Below are 20,261 nucleotides of genomic sequence, written 5' to 3'. Positions count from 1 at the left end.
TCTCTGACCGCCCAACGAAATTACATTGGACTGTTGTTAGCTGCGCCACTTCGCCGTTTCCAGAAAGAAGATCCCCATGATCAAGCCAGTAGTTTTGGTTAGTATGAGATACTAATTTTTAAGATAGCTCAAAATTACGTCAATGAACCAGAGTCCTCCGATTGCCGCTAAGATGAAGACGGAAATATAAAGCGCGAAGATAATCCCGCTCAAGTTGCTATCCGTGAACGCCCAGTGAGCCACTGCAACCCCGATGAGGAGAACCATACACGCCGTGAGAAAACTCCGGACGCCCGTGAACGGGCCGGAGTCTTTTGATGCCTTTTCGTCTGTTTTAGTATCTGTCGTCGTCATTTGATCTTACTCCTGTTCGAACAATTCTCTACACCGGTAAATATAATTGCCCGTCAAAAATCCTCGAATAGCACCTGCGCGTATGTTCGAGCGGTGGTACCAGGATTGTTGGTGAAGAGCGACGCCGATTGGCTAAGGCACGCGAGAAACCAGGGGGAAAGGTGGGGGAAGTGAGTGACGTGTGGATGACAGGCAAAACACTCTCCCCACGAGTGTGTGGTATGTGCTCCAGTAGCATGAATCCAGAGGGTTGATCCCACTGCCGGTTGCGTCGAACCAACGCGCACCGATTACAGCGGCACTCTTGGGGTGGTGAAGAAGATATTGAGCTGATTTAGCCAGACTTGATCGAAATTTTTGGGCAGAAGAACCATTCTATAATACCTTCCTACGTGCTCAACGAAGTAATCGCTCAGTTTCGAAGTCACAATAGTATATTGTGACGTGCAGTCAGTCGGAGTGTCTGATAAGCTCGTCGTGATAGAGACGCTCAACCTCTAAGAGGTCAGCGTCAATGTGCTGTACCTCATCACCGGCCTTCATAGCACTCTTGGTATCTTTCAGCCCATAGCCGGTGACAACGACTAGGACCGTTTCGTCCTCCTCGATAATGCCGTCCGCCAGTGCAGCTCGCACGCCGGCGACCGGTGCCGCTCCTGCCGGTTCAGCGTAAATACCTTCGGTGCTCCCAAGGATTCGTTCTGCGTCCAGAATCTCTTCGTCGGAAACGAGCACGGAGGTTCCGCCACTCTCTTCGAGGGCACGACAAGCCTTCACCGTGTTTCGTGGACGGCCAACGGCGATGCTGTCGGCGATAGTCTCTGCAACGTCACTAGCACTTTCGTGTCTATGAAACGCGTCGTGAATCGCGCTTGCACCCTCTGCCTGCACGCCCAGCATTTTCGGCGTGTCGTCAACATATCCTAGATCATAGAATTCCCTGAATCCTTTCCAACCGCCGTAAATCGTACAGCCGTCGCCCATCGAGAACACCAGCCAATCTGGAACGTCGTCCTGAGTCTGCTCGGCGAGCTCATGGCCGACGGTTCGCTTGCCCTCAACCTGAAATGGATTGATGGCCGCGTTGCGGTTGTACCAGCCGTACGACTCGGTCACTTCAAGGCTGAGGTCATAAGCCTCGTCGTAGCTGCCGTTAACGCCGAGCACGTCGGCACCATAGACGAGTGGCTGAGCGAGTTTTTCCTCGGGAGCATTGCCGGGGACGAATATTCGACAGTCCATCCCGGCGCGGGCGGCGTATCCCGCCAAGGAGGCCGCAGCATTCCCGGTTGATGCACACGTGATGACGTCTCGGCCAGCGTGTCGCGCCTTTGTCACGGCTACACTCGTCGCACGATCTTTTAATACGCCAGTCGGATTGCGACCGTCGTCCTTAACTCGCGTCTCAACTCCCAGTCGTTCGCTGAGTTGTGGCGCGTTGTAGTGATCTGTTCCGCCCTCCTTCAAAGAAATGATGTCAGCGTCATCGTCAACGGGGAGAAATGCCGAATACTTCCACTGACTTCGAATGTCACCATCCAGTGGAGCGTCGAAGTTGTCCTGAATACTGTCGTAATCGTAGTTGACCTCTAAAATTCCCTTGACCCCCTCGTGTTCCGGACAGGTATAGATGACCTGATCAGGGTCATATGTGGCGCCACACAGCGTGCATTCTAATGTGGTCACATGGTTCATTGCCATAGTAGTGTTAACGTGTGCCATATATAAACGGGCGTCGGTTTAGAGGAGCGGAGTTGAGACCATCACATCGGTTCTTGTCGGTGACATCGAGACGGCTAGACAAATCTGCGGTAGCCGCCTGTAGATAAAAACAGGCTGAGTACCTCGAAGATATACTCCGAGGTGGTTCACGGATACGATTAGGCCACAAATCTCAGAGAGTGATTCCGAGAGGTTCACTCCTGACTTAACAACACTTTCCCATGGAGTTCGCGGTTGGCCATCTTGCTGAAGGCACGATCGAACTCCTCCAATGGGTAAGCCTCTTGCACAATAGGTTCGATAGTGCCGTTCCAAACGTACTCCAGAACCTCTTGAAAGTCTTTACGACTGTTCTGAGTGCTACCGATTACTTCGAGTTGCCGAACGAAGATGAGACGAATCTCCGTTTCGGGATTGGGGCCGGCCGTCGCACCCGAAACGATGAGACGGCCGCCATTACGCAGTGACCGCATCGCCGGCACCCATGTATTCCCACCGACGTTGTTGTACACGACGTCAACGCCGCGCTTGTTGGTCATCTCCCAGATACGCTCATCGAAATTCTCCTCAGTGTAGTTGATGACGTGATCGACACCTATATCCCTGAGAAACTCGGCTTTTTCCTCCGTGCTGGTTGTGGCATACAGCGTGTTCACATTGAAGACATTCTTAGCGATTTGAATCGCATACGTCCCGACGCCACCCGTTGCACCGACGATCAGGACATCTTCGAACGGTTTGATTTGACCACGTGTCGACAGCGCCCGCCAAGCTGTGGCGGCCGCAAGTGGAACAGCTGCAGCTGTGACGAGGTCATAGTTCTCAGGAACTCGTTCCAAGTTTTCCGCCGGTACTGTGACGTACTCGGCAAATCCGCCTTTCCGATGTTCGCCGTAGACCTGGTAATGTTTGCACATAGAGTGCTCGCCCTGAATGCAGAACTCACATTCCCCGCAAGTTACTGCGGGGTTCACGACGACCGGATCACCGATAGACCACCCATCCACATCCTCGCCGAGTTCAGTGATTCGCCCTGAGATGTCACCGCCACCCCAGAATGGGTACTCAGGGACGTAATGGTCAAGTTCTCGAACCGCAAACAAATCTTGATGGTTGAGTGCGGCCGCCGCAACGTCCACAAGCACCTCGTCATCCGTCGGTACAGGTCGTTTGACTTCAAGTAATTGAAATTTTTCTATATCCCCGTGTTCGTGAAAGCCTACCGCATGCATCATCCGTTCTCTACTGCTTTCGCCACTGACTGTCTCCCCCATGTGGTAGCCTATCATAGCATTAGATATAACGGTTTGTGCAATTTCACCCCATGATGACCGATTGTCAGGCTACTTGACATGATATTGCAAGGATTCTAAAAATCATACGCAGATTGCGAAACTCAAGACAGTTTTCTCGTCCTCACCTTGGTAAAACACGCAATACGTTTTTATGTGTCCATGGGGAACTGTGACTTGATAGCATGTGCGCTAGGGTGGGGAATTCCAAGAAGAGGATTGACGTCGTTGTCAACGGCGAAAACGAGAAATTAGAATTTGACGAAGGGGAGTCACTCATGGCGGCCCTTCGGCGAGCTGGATACTACAGTGTCAAAAACGGATGTAGTGAAGGAGTGTGTGGAGCGTGTAACGTTCTATACGGAGAAAATCAGATCGTCAGATCGTGTCTCGTACCGGCGGAACGGTATGAGGGCGAGGAACTGACGACAGCTGAAGGACTCGTCTCTGAGGACGGGGAACTCCATCCTCTCCAAGAGGAGTTTTTGAACTACGGCGCCGCGCAGTGTGGATTCTGCATCCCAGGGATGATTCTATCGGGTGTCCAGCTTTTAGAGAAGAACGACGATCCGACGGAAAGTGAAATCCGGAGTGCACTAAAGGGAAACATCTGCCGATGTACGGGCTACATCCAACAGTTCGAGGCCATTCAGGCCGCGGCAGATCAGATGCGTTCCGAAGGCGAAACTGAAGCAAGGAGTGACTAAACGATGGCAGAATCTGAGATAGAGACAGGCCAAGGAATCGATTCCGAAGCGATAGAGGCTCATGCTGAAGGGGAGACCGAAGTAGGAAAGAGTGTGCAGAAGGTCGATGGCCACGGGCTCGTAACGGGACGAGCCCGCTATACCGACGACGTGCCGACCGAGCACGCCTTGGAGGTGTGTGTTCTCCGGAGTCCGTACGCACACGCACGAATCGCGTCGATCGATACGAGCACCGCCGAGGAAGTCGATGGAGTTCACGCGATTATTACACACAAAGATGTACCGAAACGGCGCTTCACTCGAACTGGGTTTCCGTATCCCCAACCAGCTCCATTCGACGAGTTTATCATCAACGAGAAAGTTCGATTCGTCGGCGATCCAGTCGCGGCGGTCGCAGCCGAAACTGAAACAGCGGCCGAAACAGCCGTCGAGAAGATAGACGTAGAGTACGACGTGCTCGAGCACGTTCTGGATCCAGCGGAGGCGATGCAGGATGATGCGCCCGTTATCCACGATCAAAACGACTACGAGAACGCCCAGAGGAATGCAGATATAGAGCACAACATCGTCTGTGAAACACGTCACGAAGAGGGTAACGCCGAAGCTGGATTCGAGGAGGCTGACACTATCGTCGAGGGTGTGTACGAGACCCAGATCGTTCAGCAGGCCCCGATGGAGATGAACACGACAATTGCCTGGATCGACGACCGCGAGAGGCTCGTACTCCGTACGAGTACGCAAATCTCCCACATCACTCGGAACACCATAGCGAGAGCGCTCGGAATGAATCGAAAAGACGTGCGGGTAATCAAGCCACGCGTCGGGGGCGGCTTCGGCGTTAAACAGGATATCTTACCGAGCCAGCTCATCGCAGCGGCGCTCGCATTGGAGACTGGCGAGACCATTCGCATCGAAAATAGCCGTCAGGAGGATCTCCACGTTGCGCAGACCCGACATGCTCAGACGCTCTCGGTCAAAACCGGCGTCAAAGATGATGGAACCATCACCGCGCTTCATTTCGACATTACCTCCAACACTGGTGCGTACGGATGTCACGCCTACACTGTGCTGTCGAATGCTGGACACGAACCGATGTCCATCTATCCGTGCGAGAATCGGCTATTCACCGGTCGTACAGTCTACACCAACGTCACTCCGGCAGGCGCGATGCGCGGCTACGGTGCGGTTCAGGGCTCGTTCGGACTCGAGAGCCACATCGACGATGTGGCGGAGGCCATCGATATGGATCCCACAGAGCTCCGACGGCGTAATCTCGTCCAAGAGGGCGACGAGGGCTTTGAACCGGGATACAGCCAGAGTGCGGGAGCGCTTGAATCGGTCGGTGTCGGCGAATGCCTCGAAAAGGTCTGCGATGCAGTCGATTGGGACAATTATCCGGAGCAGGATGTAGACGAGCGGTATAAGCGCGGCCGTGGCGTCGCGCTGACGATGCACAAATCAGGTGTCGCAAGCAGTGAGTTTTCGGGTGCCGAAATCACATTGGAAGACGACGGTACGTGTACACTCATGGTCGGCGTGGGGGATGCCGGACAGGGTGCAGAAACGACGATGGCACAAATCGCCGCTGGGGTCCTCGGACTGGAAACCCACGAGATTCACGTGAAAGCCGACGATACGGACGCAACACCCTGGGACAACGGTGCGTACGCGAGTAGCACGACATATGTAAGTGGCAATGCGACCGAGAAGGCCGCACTTGATCTCGCCGAGAAGATCCGTTTGGTAGCAACGCGCTGGCTCGACGGCGACCCAACGTCATTCGAATTGGCTGAGGGAACCATTAAGGCACCGGACGGCGAGGAGTTGGCTCTCACAGAGTTCGCAGAGAGAGCGTTCGTAGGCATCGATGGACCGAAGCGTCGACTCAAGGGCTATGGGGAACATTTCACACCGATCTCGCCCAAGCCCTTCGCAGCTCAAGCTGCCGAAGTTGAAGTCGACACGGAAACCGGCGAGTTCGAGGCGCTGAGCCTCATCAGCGCTGCCGATTGTGGCTACGCCATCAACCCCGAGAATGCCCGCGGACAGGTGATTGGCGGCGCAGTAATGGGACTCGGACAGGCACTCTCAGAGGAGCTCACATTCGACGAGGACGGTACACCACAGGTGGACGGGCTCAAGAACTACGGCGTACTTCGGAGCACTGACATCCCCGAACGCGTCGAGTCAATCTTGGTCGAATCGTATGAACCAACTGGACCGTTCGGCGCGAAAAGTGTTGGTGAAGTAACGAACATGGGTCCACCGGCAGCGGTCGCGAACGCTATCAAAGACGCCGTCGGGGTGAGGATTAGCGACCTGCCCATAACGAAAGCGAAAGTCGAAGCCGGCCTAAAGGAATCGAAAGACTACTAGACTAGATCGTTTCACCGGGGACAGAAATGGTCGGGTCGTACAATTCGTATCCGGTGGAGTAGCGATGCCAACGATACATCTGTTCAAGTGTATCGATAGCGTCGAACGCAGACTCGAATACCGGAACGTCCGTCCCCTCTAAGGACTCGATCCACCTGTGTTTCGTTTCAGCGCCCATGATGTACGAGAGGACGGGTTTGTCTGGATGGGAAACCATCGCTCTTCGATACATCTCACCGACCTCATCGAAGTCGGGCTCCTCGCTCGCGAGGTGAATAGTAACGATGGCGTCGACGTTATCGTCAGCGATCACCGCTTCGAGCGGAACCGCTTGGGCTTTGCGCGGCCCACTGGGCAGCGCAAGCCACTGATCGACGGGGTTGCGAACCGGCTGCCACTCGGGAACGAGTTCCTTGATTCGCCTGAGCGTCGCCTCGGAAAGTTCGGCGAGCTCAAGCACCGACTGGGAGATGTAATCGGAGGCGAGCACGGCGTTCGCCCCACTCAATGAGAGTACCGCCACTTTCCGTCCGCGGGGTGCCGGTTGGTAGTCGAACCCTTTTGCATAGTTCGTGAACTGAGGAATAGTGTTGGCCCGGATGATGCCACTCATACGGCACGCCTGTTCGACTTCCGCGTCGACGGTCGGTGACGAGGCTGTATGCCATCGGGCCGCGTCACGTCCCGCTGACGTACGTCCGGACTTCAAGAGAATGATGGGCTTCTGCTTTGCTACATGGGCGGCTGTGGGGAAGAACTCCTCGGGCTGCCGGATGCATTCAAGGTACAACTGGAGGATGTCGATCGAGTCGTCCTGGCCAGCGTAGCGGACAAAATCAGTTTCGTCGAGATCCATCTTGTTTCCCAGTCCAACGCTGTAGTTGTACCCGAGTTTTTGAACCTCCCGTGCCATCAGTTCCTCCATATACACCCCAGCGAAGATACCCGTTTGGGCGGCGATAGCGATTCGGCCATCGTGCCACCGGGGAAACGGCATGAAGCTTGCGACGAGATCCTTTTTCATCGAGACCATCCCTGTCGTATTCGGGCCGACCGCACGGATCCCATACTCCATACAACGTTCAGTAAGTTTGCGCTGGAGTTCCTGCCGCGATTCGTCGACGGCTTCGGCAAATCCGGCCGACACGATGACGATACTTGTGACGCCTTTGGCAGCACAGTCGGGCAATATAGTCTCGATGACTGACCCAGGAACACAAAACACCGCTGTATCGACCTCCTCCGGAACGTCGGTGATACTCGGGTAGGCGTCGAGTCCGAGCACAGTATCAGCTGACGGGTTGATCGGATAGACATGACCGTCGAAGTTATTTTGGAGAACGTTCCGCAGAAGAACGTTCCCGGGCTTACCTTCGGTGTTGCTTGCGCCGACGATAGCGACTACGTCAGGCTCAAGCAACGAACCAACTTCGTCTTGTGCGTCTTCCCAAGCGGCCTGTGATCCATCCGGTGGTGTAACAGATGACATGATGATTTTATCAAGTAATTACAGAAGCGATCGTTCAAACAGCGTGCCTAAATTGACTTCCTCGGCGCTGACGTCAAGCAGGTTTAACGATGCCCAAAGAGTTGCGGAGTTGCTGGTGACGACTGGCTTGCCGAGATCCGCCTCTAACTGCGGAATGATCTCGAACGTTCTGAAATTCGTGCAACTGATAAATACTGCATCGGCAGCCGTGCTATTGACATCGGCGGCCAACCGATACGCGGTTGACGGGGTTTGCTGGCCGATTTCGGTATTCGGTTCGATATCAAGTCCGACGATTTCAGTAATTCGGTACCCATTCTCTTCAAGGAATTCTTTCTCTCTTTCGTTCATTGACTCCGTGTATGGCGTTGCGATTGCAAGTGACCGGGCATCAAGAATATCGAACGCTCTTCTGATTGCCGTCGAAGTGGCGACTGCTGGCACACCAGCTTCAGTCTCTATCGTCGCCTGTATCTGCTCATCATACCCCTTCCCTTTCACTAAGCTTCCCGTCGTACAGCCGAACGCGATAGCATCGACATCTGCTGTTTTCAGCATCGAAATACATGTTTCGACGTCTGCAGCCATCTCGACGAGTTGCGCTTCGTTTACGTCCTCAAGTTGCATTCGTGCGGTATGAACTGATACACCGTTTGGTATCCATCTCCAGAACTCCGATTCATTCGTCGTGTTTGATGAGGGAACGATGAGACCTAACCGACCACGGTAACCGTACATACTGCCTAATTCGGGAGATTCCAATATAAACCCGATGTTAACAATGGTCATGCAGATCCGCTATTTAGCGTTTGTCAACCCACCTATCTGCTTTAAAATCGAACCGTTCGAGCGTCTCGGGAGCTACGAATTCAACCATGACTGTCAGGCCACCAAACGCTTTTTCGAAATCGCGTTCGAGTTGGTCTTGTATCGACTCGTAATGCTCCTCGGAAAGATCTGCTTCGGGTTCGAGAACTACCGTCAGTCGGTCGAGTGACCCCACCTGTTCGAGCACGAGACGGAACTCATCGGCTACAGAATCCGTTTTTCTGATGATCGACTCGATAGCCTGCGGGAAGACGTTAACTCCCCTTATTGTCTTCATATCGTCTTTCCGAGATTCGATCTTGATTCGGCGGGTCGTCCGCCCGCAAGCGCACGGGTCATCCGTGAATCGAGCGAGGTCACCGGTACGGTAGTGGAACCCCGAGGCAATGTCTCGCTGTTCAAGGGCAGTGACGACGAGTTCACCTGTCTCTCCTTCTGAAACAGGGTCTCTGCCATCCGGGTCGACGACTTGGCAGAGATATAGATCTTCGAGGACGTGCATTCCGTCGTGTTCCTCACATTCGATGCTGCGACAGTTGAATGCTTCTGACAGTCCATAGTAATTGAAGACCCGTTCGGAGACCCCCCACGCCTCTGCAATGGCGGTACGCGTCCCATCTGGGAGCGGTTCGCCACTCACTATGACGCGTTCAACATCAAGCGCGTGCGGGTCGAAACCGTTCTCACTTGCGACTTCGGCTAATCGAAGTGCGTAGGAGGGTGTCGTCATTATCGTCGAGGGCTGATACGCTGCGAGCTTTTCGACTCGATATTCTGAACTGTACGACGGCCCTAGCGGAAAGACAGTCATCCCGAGTTCTCTGGCAGCATCCACGATTCCGTGTCCGACCGCCCAGAGCGTCAGCGGCCAGAACATTGCGACGGTATCTCCTGGTCGGAGACCTGTCGTCCACAATATCCGACACGTGGCTTCGACATCGACTCTGAAGTACTCGTTCTGAGAGCACAGAAACTGTACCGGCTCGCCGGTCGTTCCGCTGGTTTCCCACACGAACGCACCGCTTTCGTACAGATCCTCGCGCGAACGACACAGCAATCCGCCGTACGGTGGGCGTTCCGACTGCGCCGTCCGATACTCAGCCTTCGTCGCGAAGGGCACTGCGGTCAAATCATCCACGCCTGAAATCGCGGACGGTAGGCAGTTCGCCTCGTCGAACTTCTCTCGCCAGTACGACGAGTTCGTGTATACCCATCGGGCCTGTCGGCTTACTTTTTGATCTTGTACTGCTCGAATCCGTTTCCGGTCAGCGGTATCTATCCACCGACTCCAGTTACCTGGGTGAGTGGTGACGTTGCGTTTGTCCATTCATTTACCTCGTAAATCGACGACGGTAGAGAGAGGGTACTCGGTCGGTGTACGATTCATCGTGCCAGTTCACCGCCACCACGATCGTGTACTGACGATCGGGAGATTTCGTGTAGCAGTTCGATTATAGCCACGTGAACGTGTGTCGGGAGGCCGTCACACCATGCGTTTGTTCCACCGACGATTCCATCGATACTACCAGCCATACTGGCTTCGATAAGCATCCGACGTTCAAGTTCCGCGTCGTGAAGGAGAGGTGTTCCAACTAACTCAGAAAGGCAAGTTGCGATGGCGTGGCCACCCCAGTTGGAAACAGTAGCTGGAACGAGAACGTCAGCCGAAACTGCTGCCGCGATGCCTTCATCGCAGTCACATTGGCATGAAGACCCGTACTTGATTTCGCGTCGTACTGTTTCCTCTACGACGCCCATGCCGACTTCGTTGCCCGCATCACCGACAGCTATCGTCGTTACACTGTCATCGAGTAGTTCGTAGAGTTCGTCCACCTTTGCCGTGTGCTCGGTGATATTGTATCCAGCCATATTGTGATACACCCCAACGCGATTTGGCCCAACCTTTTCGATTGCGATGACGACAGCGGGATCGAGTTCCGAGATTACTTCCTCAGCGTACTCGCGCGCCTCATCTTGGTCAGCCGGGAATGCCTCGACACTCACGGTCTGCTTACTCTCGTAATTCGACATTCTATCGAGGACGTTCAATCCTCCGGCAGTTGCAGTTGCCTTGCAAATTTCGACAGCATTCGGTTCACACGCTATGATGGCGTTAGCGTCCAGGCCTATATCCACAGCGCGAGCAACCGACACCGCACCGAGCGGGCCGTCGGTCTCCTGGATCATCGTCGGCGGAATGAGAAAACCGGTTAAGACGAGTACGACATCTCCTCTTCCGACGTCAGTCGTTAGTCGCTCTGCAGCCTGCATTGCAGGATTTGTACCCTGCTTCTCCCTTGCTGCAGCCGCGATGGGATAAATCGTATCCCGTCCCCCTATATCGGTCGTAATGAGATCGTCGACGATAGTGGCCACATCCTTCTCGGGTTGCGTCATTTGTTACCTCATATCACCATTGGTGGTGGGTTTCTAAAAAGACCAATGTCAGATTCGCAAGCTCAATCCATGGAATCATAGTTCAGTTGACAGAGAATATGGAAATCAACCACGGATCTGTTGGACGCCGATCACTCGGTGGACGGCATATACCAATCCTAGCGCGACGAAGAGCGTGACCGCCGAAATACTGTAAGTCAGCGGCGTCACACCGAATCGTAGTTGATCCCACATCCATATCGGAAGCGTCGACATGAACGTCCCACTGACGAAGTACGTAATGACGAACTCGTTGAGCGAGAGCGTAAAGGCGAGAATCCACGTTGCGAAGATGCCGGGAACAATGAGTGGGAGCGTCACCTTGCGGAAGACGCGAAATTCCGAGGAACCGAGATCCATCGCTGCCTCCTCAAGACTCCTGTCGACCCGGGCGATAGATGACGTGATGATGATAACGCCGAAGGGAAACGTGTAGGTACTGTGTGCGATGATCGTCGTCCCCATTCCGAATTGGATCTCGAAGAACGAGTAGAAGATGACGTAGCCAATTCCGGTGATGATTAGCGGAACGATTATTGGTAGCAACGCGATCGACTCGAAATATCGCTTGCCTGGAACATTGTACTTGTTGAGTGCGTATCCTGCGAGGATGCCGAGCATCGTGACGATTGACGCCGCGGTGACCGCGATTATTAAGCTATTTTTAACCGCCCCATGAATACTGGGCGCGTTGAGCAGTCCCCAGTAGTATTTTAGCGTCCAAGTCTTAGGTGGGAAGATTATTGTGCCTGAGCCCGAAAATGAGTAAATCACAATAACAACCAGTGGGAGCCAGAGAAAGAAGAAAACGAGCCCGAGAACGAGTCCGAGACTCGTTCGATTGACGAACTGGTCGAGGAAGTCGGTGTACTTCGGTCGACGATCCAACTCCGATTTCGATGACGTTTTCGTATTCATGATTCTTGCACCTCCATGATGGTCGCGTACCGCTGGACTATCAATAAGCTAGCAAGGACGATGACCAGCATGATCGTTCCAAGCGCCGCGCCGAGCGGCCAGTTGAACGCTTCCTTGAATTGCTGACCGATGATGTTCGCAACCATCTGGCTACTGGTCGTCCCGCCCAAGAGGATGGGGGTCACGAACGAACCGAACGAAGGTACAAACACGAGGATCGACCCTGCCAAGATTCCCGCCTTGGTTTGCGGAAAGGTCACTCTCCGGAACGTTCGAATTGAGTTCGCACCGAGATCCTTTGATGCTTCGAGCAGCGAATCGTCGAGGTTCTTCAGTGAAGCGTATAGCGGAAATACCATGAGCGGGAACCACGAGAAGATTAGCCCGATGACGACCGCCTCGGCGCTGTAGAGCAGACTGATATCGACGCCTAATCCGAGGAGTGCCACGATATCGTCTAACACACCGTCGTTTTTCAGAATCGCGATCCAGCCGAACATCCGGATGAGGTACATCACCCAGAACGGGAGTACTGACAGGAGGAGGATGGGTATTTCGTATCGTGGGAATACCTTGACGGCGGCGTAAACGACCGGATAGCCGAGTAGAAGACACATCACCGTCGTTGCCAGGCCATACCAGATACTTCGGAAGAAGGAGTTGAGGTAGATCGGATCCAAAGCCACTTCGTACGCTTCGAACGTGAATTCGTTCGTTTGGGCGCCCGTCACACCCGGATACACCGATGAAACGACCATGAGTGCCACCGGAACGAGGAAAAAGACGGTGATGAACGCCACCGGGAGACCGACGATGAGTGACCGCCACAGCCACGATAGGTCTACCGCTTCGGACGTCCACTGTATCCGGTGGCGAACGACGTCACTGAGACTCATGGTAACCAACGACGAGGGCGTTTTCGTCTTTCCAGTCCACGAAGACGGAGTCACCGACGTCGATTCCATCGACGACCTCTAGGTGCTCCTCTGCCTCGAGCTGGAGCGTCCGAGAACCGGTATCGATGGTTACGAGGAGGTCAACCAGCGCCCCTTTGTACACTCGGTCGGTTACGGTACCCGCGAGTCGACCCTGGTTTGTCGACACCGAGACGTGTTCGGGACGAATGACGAGGTTAGCGGTTGAACGTTCGTCGGTCGGCATCGATTCGGAGACTCGGCCTCGGAGGGTTTGGCCATCGATGGACACCGTAGCCCATCCATTGTCGCTCCCGTCCAATGACGCTTTGTAGATATTCGTCGCGCCGGTGAAGTCCGCGACGAACGAGTTGGTCGGATTGGAGTAGATTCGTTCCGGCGAGTCGATCTGTTGAATCTTACCGTCATTCAAGATCGTTATACGGTCGGACATGGCCATCGCGACGCTCTGGTCGTGGGTCACGTAGATGAACGTCGTGTTCGTCCGCTCCTGAATCCGTTTCAGCTCGAGTTTCATCGTCTCTTTGAGCTTTCGGTCAAGTGAGCCGAGTGGCTCGTCAAGGAGAAGGACGCTAGGTTCATTTACGAGACCGCGAGCGAGTGCGACTCGCTGTTGTTCGCCGCCGGAAAGTTCGGTGATTTTACGGTCCTGATACCCTTCTAGGTCGACCGTTCGAAGAACCTCGTCTACCAACTGTCGCCGTTCTCCCCTGTCGACTCCGATCTCGACGAGGCCGTAGGCGATGTTCTTCCCTACATCGAGGTGTGGGAAGAGGGCGAGGTTCTGAAAGATCATGTTCGTGTTGCGCTTATACGGCGGCTGAGCGGTGCAATCCATACCGTCGATTTTGACGGTACCGCGAGTCGGCACTTCGAATCCGGCAAGCATCCGCAGTAGCGTCGTCTTTCCCGAACCGCTCGGGCCGATGATCGAAAAGAATTCGCCGTCCCGGACGCTGAAGCTGACGTCGTCCACGGCGATGATGTCGTCGTAGTGTTTCGACAGGTTCGTTACCTCGACAATGTCCGTTTGCTGGTTCTCGCTCACCTCCGTTTCGTCAACTTGTATGTTCGAGTTAGTCATATCTTCTTTTATGTTTACTTGTCTATCTGGTCGTTTACTAAATAACGTGGGCGGGAATCATCCCTTGACTCGCGTCCAGATTTGGTCGTACTGCTGTAGAACCCGCTCGTCCAGCAGGCTCTGCGTGACCAAGTTCCAATCCGGCGACCAATCGTACAGTTCCCGTTGGTTCTGGGGAACGGTTTCGGTCAGGTTCGCGGTGGTAGCCCGGTATCGCTCCAATTCTGTGAATCGGGGACCACCCTGTTGGAGGTAGTCGTCAATCCAGGCGTACGCCGTCCCGACGTTGTTCGCGTTCTTCGGGATGGTGAACTCGTCGAAGTACGTCATCGCTCCCTCCCTCGGCACGGAGTAGTTGACGTTCGCGCCGTGATCGACGATCGCTTGGACGGTACGACCGAACGTAATCTGGCCGACGTCTACCTCGCCGTCGACGAACAACCGCATCCCGCTCTCGAACGTTCCCCAGTAGGACTGCACGAGTGGCTTCTGTTGCATCAGTGCCTCTTCGATCTCTTGGAAGTCGTCCGGGTTGATTGGATTCTGGCCCGTGTAGAGGGCCGCGTTCTGGCAAGCCTGAATCGACGAATCCTGCATTGTGATGCGGCCTCTGTACTCCTCGTCCCACAGCACCGACCAACTGTTGGGTGGGTTCGAAAACACCTCCGTGTTGTAGGTGATAGGGTAAAGCCCGACGTCGTACGGGATGCCCCACTGCCGGTTCTGGCCGACCTCGTTCATCGTCTGCCACCGATCGTCCAACCTATCCAGATACTGGAGTCTGGTCGTGTCTATGGGTTGGAGTAGGTCGCTCCGCCACGCCCGTTGTCCCCAGTCGTGCAAGAACGAAATGAGGTCACCGGTGTACTGACCAGCCTGAAGCTGAGCAAACGGCTCTGCCGGATCCTCGAACCCTTTGTTCGTGGCGCTGATGTTCCACTTTTGCGCGAACTCCTGGAGCCGCGCACCGGCATAGTCTTCGTGCCACATCCGAAGCCTGAATGGTCCGGTAACTCCTCCGTACGGATTCTGATTCTGGTTCTGCGCCCCCACTCGCCCCGCGGCTGCCATCATTCCAATAGCCCCGGCTGCTTTGAGAAATCGCCGCCTTGAGGCCGTCTCATGTGTCATTTGCCAACACCTGTTCCTCAATATGGGAGAAGGCAAGCTACACTATAAAAATATTGGCGTTTATACAACTCAACATCAGTTATATGATGTAAATATTTCCAATAATTCAATGAAATAGTAGAGATATGCAAATATAGATTTGGTCATCCATTCCTTGGTTCCCGAGTACCGCTTACGATACACGTCGTACCCACGCGCCGGGCATGCCCAGCACGGCGTGACGAGAGTGAGTGGTGACGGTTTCTCGGTGGTAGAGTGCACGACACATCTTATGTTGATGCGTCGTATATGGATAGTGAACATGCTCACACTCGAAGAGAGCTTCCGTTGTGAACGCGCCCTCGTCTTCGGTATCGGCGGGAGCGGCGATATCGTCGGGAGTATACCTACTGCTCGCCTCCTTGAACTTCATGGGGTCGACGTACTCCTTGGAGGAACAACGTGGGAACCAGTTCCGAAGGATTCGAAACCAGGACCGAGAAGTTTTGACGAGATACTCAACCTCGACAAAATCAGCACGACTGTCGGACTCGCAACTGGCGAAACACGCACTCACGATGGGTTGGAATTCACGGAAACGTACGTCGCACGTCACTACTCGACAGAAGTCGCCCTTATCGATATGAGCAAAGGGGCAGAAGGGATGCGTGTAGGCGTCGAGGAAGCATGCACCGACCTTGACCTCGATCTCGTGGTTGGCGTGGACGCCGGAGGAGACGTCCTGGCTCGAGGGGACGAATTAGGACTCCGAAGTCCCGTTACGGATGGGTTCGGGCTCGCAACCCTCGAAACGTTATCGGCCAAAACCCTACTCGGGGTGTTCGGATACGGAAGCGACGGCGAACTTACGCTGGACGAACTGGAAGCGGGAATCGTGCGTGCTGCCGAGCGCGATGGCCTACTCGGGGCGTGGGGATTGACACGCCGTGTCAGGGACGAACTTGAGGCAGTTCTCGAAACGGTCGAAACAGAGGCGAGCAGATTACCGGTCGAAGCGGCACAGGGAGCATACGGGCAGAAACAGATTCGCGGCGGAGATGTTTCTCTACGGCTCACTCCGCCCAGTACGGTTACGTTCTATTTCGATCCAGCTGCAGTCATATCGACATCCAAAATCGTCTCCTTGGTCAACGACAGCCGGAGCATCGACGAAGCTACAGCAGCGCTGAAGGAAGCGGGATACAGAACAGAATTTGAGATTGAGCGCGACCGACTTGAATCACATTCATAGCTGAACAAAAGATCGTCCATCAATTCGGGTGAGAGTTGTTGATATCCATTTGACTGGCACTTTCCTCATATGCATGAGCGGGTTTCGCCGTGGTCTCAAAAATCTTCGGTGTTTGGTCGTATGAATGGTAACCATCTCCACAACAATACTTGACCGAGTGGAGCAATAACCAGTTCCCCTCCTCTGCTCACTCGATTGCCAGATACGGAACGACGTCGATGGTCTCACCCGCGTTGAGAGCAGTCGTCGTCAGCACGATGCCGTCAGCACGAGTCGCCCGCGTCGAAGAGGACAGCACGCTTGGGTTGAACGCTTCTCGGTAAACGGCCAGCGCTGAGTCTGCATGGCCAAGTGGCATTGCCTCTTTACCGTTCAGCGCGACCGGGATAGCGTACTCGAAATCTGCAGAACCCAGACCAACATCACGGGTCAGTGTCGCTTGGATGGTTGGCAGCGTCGCCTCACCGGTGAAAAACGGGCGCGTGATGAGCGTCGCGACGGTGTGTGCGCCGACGGGTTTACCCGGGATGGCAATTGCTATCGCGTTATGGTCGGGCAGGCGGGCGAACGCGATAGGTTTTCCAGGCCGGAGGCGAACACGGTGGAAAAGCACCTCTCCGAGGGCGTTGAGTGCCCGAATGACGTGGTCTTTATGACCAACGCTAGTTCCCCCCGTCGTTACCACCACGTCGTGCTTGCGGGCCATCTCGTCGACAAGGCCATCAATACGTTCGTACTCGTCTGGCGCAGTTCCCTCGTAGGTCACTTCGTGACCCCACGAACGGATTAGCCCCATCAGCATAGACGAATCGAGGTCGGTCAGCCGACCCTCATGGATTTCGGTACCTGTCGCTGCGACCCCTACCGAGAGGCGCTGGTGAACCGAAACCGACTCGTATCCGAGATCACCCAGCAGGATGGCATCCTTCGGCGAGAGACGCTCACCTGCCTCGAACAGGGTTTCTCCCGCAGCGACATTGCTCCCGCGCTCGTAGACGTAGGTTCCTGGTGATATCGACGGTCCGTGCAGGTGACCCTCCTCTACGTTCGATTCTTCCCGCTTGAGTACAACGTTTGCACGCCTGGGCAGGGGTGCCCCAGTCGCGATGCGGATCGCCTTGCCGGAACCGAGCGCTGGTGGTTCATCCTCGGGAAAGACTTCACCCTCAAGGATGGTCAGAGGATAATCGTCGGCTGCGTCGAAGGCGAAGCCGTCCATCGTTGCGCGGTCGTGAGGCGGAATATCGCTGGGGGCCTGGACATCGTTAGCGAGGACGCGTCCCGAAATGGCATCGAGCGAAATGGTTTCGACGCCACAGTCTGCGAAGAACGACGATCGGAGAGAACGCACCCGCTCGACGGCCGCCTCCCGCCATAGCATGACGTCGTGGTCATAGTCAGTCATACCATCGGTTTGGGGTTCAACATCGATAATGATTGATGCTCCGGCGGCCGGAAACGGTACTATTCATGCTTGTCGCTCCCGGCAGTCGGTTGACGGTCGGACAAGTAATTTATGCGTGGAGAGACCACAGCCGCACATGGACGCGCGTGTTAACTCTATTCTGGTGGTCTTTTCAAGGCTGAAAAGTGCCAGTCAGATATGGTTTTCTTCATGGAGGCAGGCAAGCAGAACTCCTACGTCGTTTTCGCTTACCGTGCAATTACCTTCCATAATCATCATGTTCAGTAGATCAAGAGAGCGTCCACTTGTTCGAGTACTTTTTAACTGGCAGAAACCTACATCAGCCGAGCTCGATATCGACCACTCGGTCGCGGGACAGGTGGTCACCACCTCCCGTAGAACCAGAGCGTGTACAGAGCAGATAACACGATGACGAACTCGACGGTAGTCGGCGTCCTACTCGCGGCCGGTACGAGTAGCAGGTTCGGTTCGCCGAACAAGCTCCTGCGCAAGCTTGACGGCGTACCGGTCGTCAGACGGGCCGCTTGGACACTCACAGCCTCATCGGTAAATAAGGTAATCGTCGTCCTCGGCTACAACGATGCGCTCGTCGCCGACATCCTCGCCACCGTCGAGAAATCCGTAGTTCATAACCCACACTACGAAGAGGGACAGGGAACCTCCGTCGCTCAAGGCGCACTCGCCGCCGAAGATGTCGGAGCGGATGCGGCCGTGTTCCACCTCGGCGATATGCCGTGCGTCGACAGCCAAACGGTCGACGCGCTGGTTGACGCCTACGAGAAGACAGACGCGACCATCGTCGTCCCGACCTATGACGGCGAGCGGGGCAACCCCGTGCTATTCGACGCAAGTCATTTTGAGACGCTCCAGCGTCTTAAGGGCGACGACGGCGGTCGACTGTTATTCAAAGCAAATCCGATCGAGCGCGTCCCCGTCAACGACCCTGGTATCCACTTGGATGTGGACACGCCTGAGGATCTTGAGGAGCTTCGAGAACAGTTCCAATTCGAGGAGGAGCTGTAACGCTCAATCCCCCGATAGCGGTGTCCGCTCGCCGTGAATCGGTCCCTCCCGTTCTCGGAGGCGGCCGCCCTCACGGCCGTTCTCGACGGCGACGATCTCAGCGACGATACTGAGCGCTATCTCCACTGGTTCACCGCCACCGAGGTCAAGGCCGACCGGCGTAGCTACGCGGTCGAGAAATCCGTCAGGGAGTTCAATACCGTCGTCACGGAGGTCCGCCCGAATTTTCTCGAAGCGTTCTCTCGGACCCATCAACCCAAAGTAGGGGATTTCAGTGTCAGCGAGCGACGCGAGTGCTAGTTCGTCGTCCAGTAGGTTGTGAGTCATCACGACGACGAATGTCCGCGCGTCAACGTGCTCGGCCAGTTTGTCAGGATGGGTGGCAAACACCTTGCTCGCAGGAGGGAAACGCTCCGGATCCGCCCGTGCCCCTCGGCCCGTAGCTACCTCAACGCGGAAGCCGACCTGCCGGGCCAGCCGCGCCACCGGCAGCGTGTCGGGTTGCCCGCCGAAGATGAGCAACCGCGAGGGCGGTCGGACACCGTCGAGGAACACCCTGACTTCGTCGCCGCCAAGGTCAACTGTTCGTAACTCCGTTCCGTCGGACCCACAGAGGGCTTCGAGCGGGTCCTGAACTGCTTCCAGCAGGGTATGGGGAAGCCCTGGTCGAGCGTTCGGTTCCTCGATACCGCCATCGTGAAACGTCGAGCGAGCACCCACCGGAGCCCAATCGGTCATCGAGGCGACGATCGTCGCGGTAACAGCGGGTGCTCCTGATGCGAGTGCCGCGAGCGCGGCATCCCAGCCGTCGTCGACCGGTTCGACGAGGACATCGATAACGCCGTTGCACCCGAGGCCGATCCCCCATTCGTCGTCGTCCACAAGATCGAAGCGTTCCAGAACCGATTGTTCAGTCTCGAACACTCGATCCGCGAGCTCGCCCACTGGCCCTTCAAGACACCCGGCGGTGATACCCCCGAATTGGTCGCCCTCTGGAGTGAGCACCATTTTCGCACCCGATCGGCGGTATGCAGATCCGCGAACGTCGACGACAGTGGCGATTGCTGCGGTGGCCCCGATGTCGCGAATTTCTTGCAAACGCTCTTGAACGTCGAGTGCCGTCACACTCCAAGGATCAGGATTCCTGGTTGTCATACATACTAGTAGCGGGCTTACGCTCTTAAGGTTCCGCTAAAGAGGTGACAATGTTAGAGGAGTGAAAGCAATCTATTTGGCTATTGAATTGCACAGCTGGTGCCATAGTAATCAAACTCTGACTGCATTCTAGCGTAAAAAACGCTGATTTGTG

At 55.2% G+C, this 20,261-nt stretch carries 17 protein-coding genes; 4 read left to right on the top strand and 13 right to left on the bottom strand.

The annotated features are described in order from the left end of the window. Positions 1–111: 111 nt before the first annotated feature. The 3 genes from LIW51_RS17320 to LIW51_RS17310 form a co-directional block, all read right to left on the bottom strand. The gene (locus LIW51_RS17320) at positions 112–354 is read right to left on the bottom strand and encodes a hypothetical protein (protein WP_227377718.1); all 243 of its coding nucleotides are present in this window, start codon (positions 352–354) and stop codon (positions 112–114) included. A 450-nt stretch (positions 355–804) separates the two neighbouring features. Continuing rightward, a complete protein-coding gene (thrC, locus tag LIW51_RS17315) occupies positions 805–2,055 on the bottom strand; it encodes a threonine synthase (protein ID WP_368411820.1) in 1,251 nt (416 codons plus the stop codon). A gap of 215 nt (positions 2,056–2,270) precedes the next feature. Further along, positions 2,271–3,350 carry a zinc-binding dehydrogenase gene (locus LIW51_RS17310; RefSeq protein WP_227377716.1) on the bottom strand — a complete coding sequence of 360 codons (1,080 nt, stop codon included), beginning with the start codon at positions 3,348–3,350 and terminating at the stop codon, positions 2,271–2,273. Positions 3,351–3,553: 203 nt separating this feature from the next. On the opposite strand from LIW51_RS17310, the gene LIW51_RS17305 reads away from it, so the two are divergent. Together LIW51_RS17305 and LIW51_RS17300 are read left to right on the top strand one after the other, a co-directional pair. After that, positions 3,554–4,075: a (2Fe-2S)-binding protein gene (locus LIW51_RS17305; RefSeq protein ID WP_227377715.1), complete on the top strand. Its 522-nt coding sequence runs from the start codon at positions 3,554–3,556 to the stop codon at positions 4,073–4,075. A 3-nt stretch (positions 4,076–4,078) separates the two neighbouring features. Beyond that, positions 4,079–6,451, top strand: a complete 2,373-nt coding sequence (locus LIW51_RS17300) for a xanthine dehydrogenase family protein molybdopterin-binding subunit (RefSeq protein ID WP_227377714.1) — start codon at positions 4,079–4,081, stop codon at positions 6,449–6,451. A 1-nt stretch (position 6,452) separates the two neighbouring features. Here LIW51_RS17300 and LIW51_RS17295 read toward each other — a convergent pair whose 3' ends face one another. The 8 genes from LIW51_RS17295 to LIW51_RS17260 form a co-directional block, all read right to left on the bottom strand. Next, positions 6,453–7,940 carry a CoA-binding protein gene (locus tag LIW51_RS17295; RefSeq protein ID WP_227377713.1) on the bottom strand — a complete coding sequence of 496 codons (1,488 nt, stop codon included), beginning with the start codon at positions 7,938–7,940 and terminating at the stop codon, positions 6,453–6,455. 18 nt (positions 7,941–7,958) lie between these two features. Continuing rightward, positions 7,959–8,678 (bottom strand): maleate cis-trans isomerase family protein, encoded by a 720-nt coding sequence (locus tag LIW51_RS17290; protein ID WP_227377712.1) that lies wholly within the window; start codon positions 8,676–8,678, stop codon positions 7,959–7,961. Between the two features lie 64 nt (positions 8,679–8,742). Continuing rightward, positions 8,743–10,095 (bottom strand): phenylacetate--CoA ligase family protein, encoded by a 1,353-nt coding sequence (locus LIW51_RS17285; RefSeq protein ID WP_227377711.1) that lies wholly within the window; start codon positions 10,093–10,095, stop codon positions 8,743–8,745. A 56-nt stretch (positions 10,096–10,151) separates the two neighbouring features. Beyond that, positions 10,152–11,165: a DUF4392 domain-containing protein gene (locus LIW51_RS17280; RefSeq protein WP_227377710.1), complete on the bottom strand. Its 1,014-nt coding sequence runs from the start codon at positions 11,163–11,165 to the stop codon at positions 10,152–10,154. Positions 11,166–11,270: 105 nt separating this feature from the next. Beyond that, positions 11,271–12,122, bottom strand: coding sequence for an ABC transporter permease (locus LIW51_RS17275; RefSeq protein ID WP_227377709.1), 852 nt, complete (start codon positions 12,120–12,122; stop codon positions 11,271–11,273). Continuing rightward, positions 12,119–13,018 carry an ABC transporter permease gene (locus LIW51_RS17270; protein WP_227377708.1) on the bottom strand — a complete coding sequence of 300 codons (900 nt, stop codon included), beginning with the start codon at positions 13,016–13,018 and terminating at the stop codon, positions 12,119–12,121. Before LIW51_RS17270 ends, LIW51_RS17275 begins: the two co-directional genes overlap by 4 nt. After that, the gene (locus LIW51_RS17265) at positions 13,005–14,141 is read right to left on the bottom strand and encodes an ABC transporter ATP-binding protein (protein WP_227377707.1); all 1,137 of its coding nucleotides are present in this window, start codon (positions 14,139–14,141) and stop codon (positions 13,005–13,007) included. Before LIW51_RS17265 ends, LIW51_RS17270 begins: the two co-directional genes overlap by 14 nt. 57 nt (positions 14,142–14,198) lie before the next feature. Next, on the bottom strand, positions 14,199–15,272 hold the full coding sequence (locus LIW51_RS17260; RefSeq protein ID WP_227377706.1) for an ABC transporter substrate-binding protein: 1,074 nt from the start codon (positions 15,270–15,272) through the stop codon (positions 14,199–14,201). A 301-nt stretch (positions 15,273–15,573) separates the two neighbouring features. On the opposite strand from LIW51_RS17260, the gene LIW51_RS17255 reads away from it, so the two are divergent. Further along, a complete protein-coding gene (locus LIW51_RS17255) occupies positions 15,574–16,503 on the top strand; it encodes a DUF1152 domain-containing protein (RefSeq protein WP_227377705.1) in 930 nt (309 codons plus the stop codon). 187 nt (positions 16,504–16,690) lie between these two features. On the opposite strand, the gene LIW51_RS17250 is transcribed toward LIW51_RS17255, so the two are convergent. Next, positions 16,691–17,908 (bottom strand): molybdopterin molybdotransferase MoeA, encoded by a 1,218-nt coding sequence (locus LIW51_RS17250; protein ID WP_227377704.1) that lies wholly within the window; start codon positions 17,906–17,908, stop codon positions 16,691–16,693. Positions 17,909–18,337: 429 nt separating this feature from the next. Between LIW51_RS17250 and LIW51_RS17245 the strand changes: the two genes are divergently transcribed. Beyond that, positions 18,338–18,952, top strand: a complete 615-nt coding sequence (locus LIW51_RS17245; protein WP_227377703.1) for a nucleotidyltransferase family protein — start codon at positions 18,338–18,340, stop codon at positions 18,950–18,952. Positions 18,953–18,955: 3 nt separating this feature from the next. Here the strand turns inward: LIW51_RS17245 and LIW51_RS17240 are convergent, their stop codons facing one another. Next, positions 18,956–20,107, bottom strand: coding sequence for an XdhC family protein (locus LIW51_RS17240; protein WP_227377702.1), 1,152 nt, complete (start codon positions 20,105–20,107; stop codon positions 18,956–18,958). Positions 20,108–20,261: the final 154 nt, after the last annotated feature.

Origin of the sequence: Haladaptatus halobius, assembly GCF_020618475.1 — an archaeon.
GTDB classification, from domain to species: Archaea; Halobacteriota; Halobacteria; order Halobacteriales; family Haladaptataceae; genus Haladaptatus; species Haladaptatus halobius.
The sequence above is the reverse complement of the archived record's forward strand: the minus strand, read 5'-3'. Positions and strand labels throughout refer to the sequence as shown.

What these genes read in the sequence shown, in the direction of transcription:
- LIW51_RS17320 (WP_227377718.1), bottom strand. Translation starts at nt 354, where the DNA reads ATGACGACGACAGATACTAAAACAGACGAAAAGGCATCAAAAGACTCC.
- LIW51_RS17285 (WP_227377711.1), bottom strand. Translation starts at nt 10,095, where the DNA reads ATGGACAAACGCAACGTCACCACTCACCCAGGTAACTGGAGTCGGTGG.
- LIW51_RS17295 (WP_227377713.1), bottom strand. Translation starts at nt 7,940, where the DNA reads ATGTCATCTGTTACACCACCGGATGGATCACAGGCCGCTTGGGAAGAC.
- LIW51_RS17260 (WP_227377706.1), bottom strand. Translation starts at nt 15,272, where the DNA reads ATGACACATGAGACGGCCTCAAGGCGGCGATTTCTCAAAGCAGCCGGG.
- LIW51_RS17255 (WP_227377705.1), top strand. Translation starts at nt 15,574, where the DNA reads ATGCTCACACTCGAAGAGAGCTTCCGTTGTGAACGCGCCCTCGTCTTC.
- LIW51_RS17280 (WP_227377710.1), bottom strand. Translation starts at nt 11,165, where the DNA reads ATGACGCAACCCGAGAAGGATGTGGCCACTATCGTCGACGATCTCATT.
- LIW51_RS17275 (WP_227377709.1), bottom strand. Translation starts at nt 12,122, where the DNA reads ATGAATACGAAAACGTCATCGAAATCGGAGTTGGATCGTCGACCGAAG.
- LIW51_RS17290 (WP_227377712.1), bottom strand. Translation starts at nt 8,678, where the DNA reads ATGTACGGTTACCGTGGTCGGTTAGGTCTCATCGTTCCCTCATCAAAC.
- LIW51_RS17300 (WP_227377714.1), top strand. Translation starts at nt 4,079, where the DNA reads ATGGCAGAATCTGAGATAGAGACAGGCCAAGGAATCGATTCCGAAGCG.
- LIW51_RS17240 (WP_227377702.1), bottom strand. Translation starts at nt 20,107, where the DNA reads ATGACAACCAGGAATCCTGATCCTTGGAGTGTGACGGCACTCGACGTT.
- thrC (WP_368411820.1), bottom strand. Translation starts at nt 2,055, where the DNA reads ATGGCAATGAACCATGTGACCACATTAGAATGCACGCTGTGTGGCGCC.
- LIW51_RS17305 (WP_227377715.1), top strand. Translation starts at nt 3,554, where the DNA reads ATGTGCGCTAGGGTGGGGAATTCCAAGAAGAGGATTGACGTCGTTGTC.
- LIW51_RS17245 (WP_227377703.1), top strand. Translation starts at nt 18,338, where the DNA reads ATGACGAACTCGACGGTAGTCGGCGTCCTACTCGCGGCCGGTACGAGT.
- LIW51_RS17310 (WP_227377716.1), bottom strand. Translation starts at nt 3,350, where the DNA reads ATGGGGGAGACAGTCAGTGGCGAAAGCAGTAGAGAACGGATGATGCAT.
- LIW51_RS17265 (WP_227377707.1), bottom strand. Translation starts at nt 14,141, where the DNA reads ATGACTAACTCGAACATACAAGTTGACGAAACGGAGGTGAGCGAGAAC.
- LIW51_RS17270 (WP_227377708.1), bottom strand. Translation starts at nt 13,018, where the DNA reads ATGAGTCTCAGTGACGTCGTTCGCCACCGGATACAGTGGACGTCCGAA.
- LIW51_RS17250 (WP_227377704.1), bottom strand. Translation starts at nt 17,908, where the DNA reads ATGACTGACTATGACCACGACGTCATGCTATGGCGGGAGGCGGCCGTC.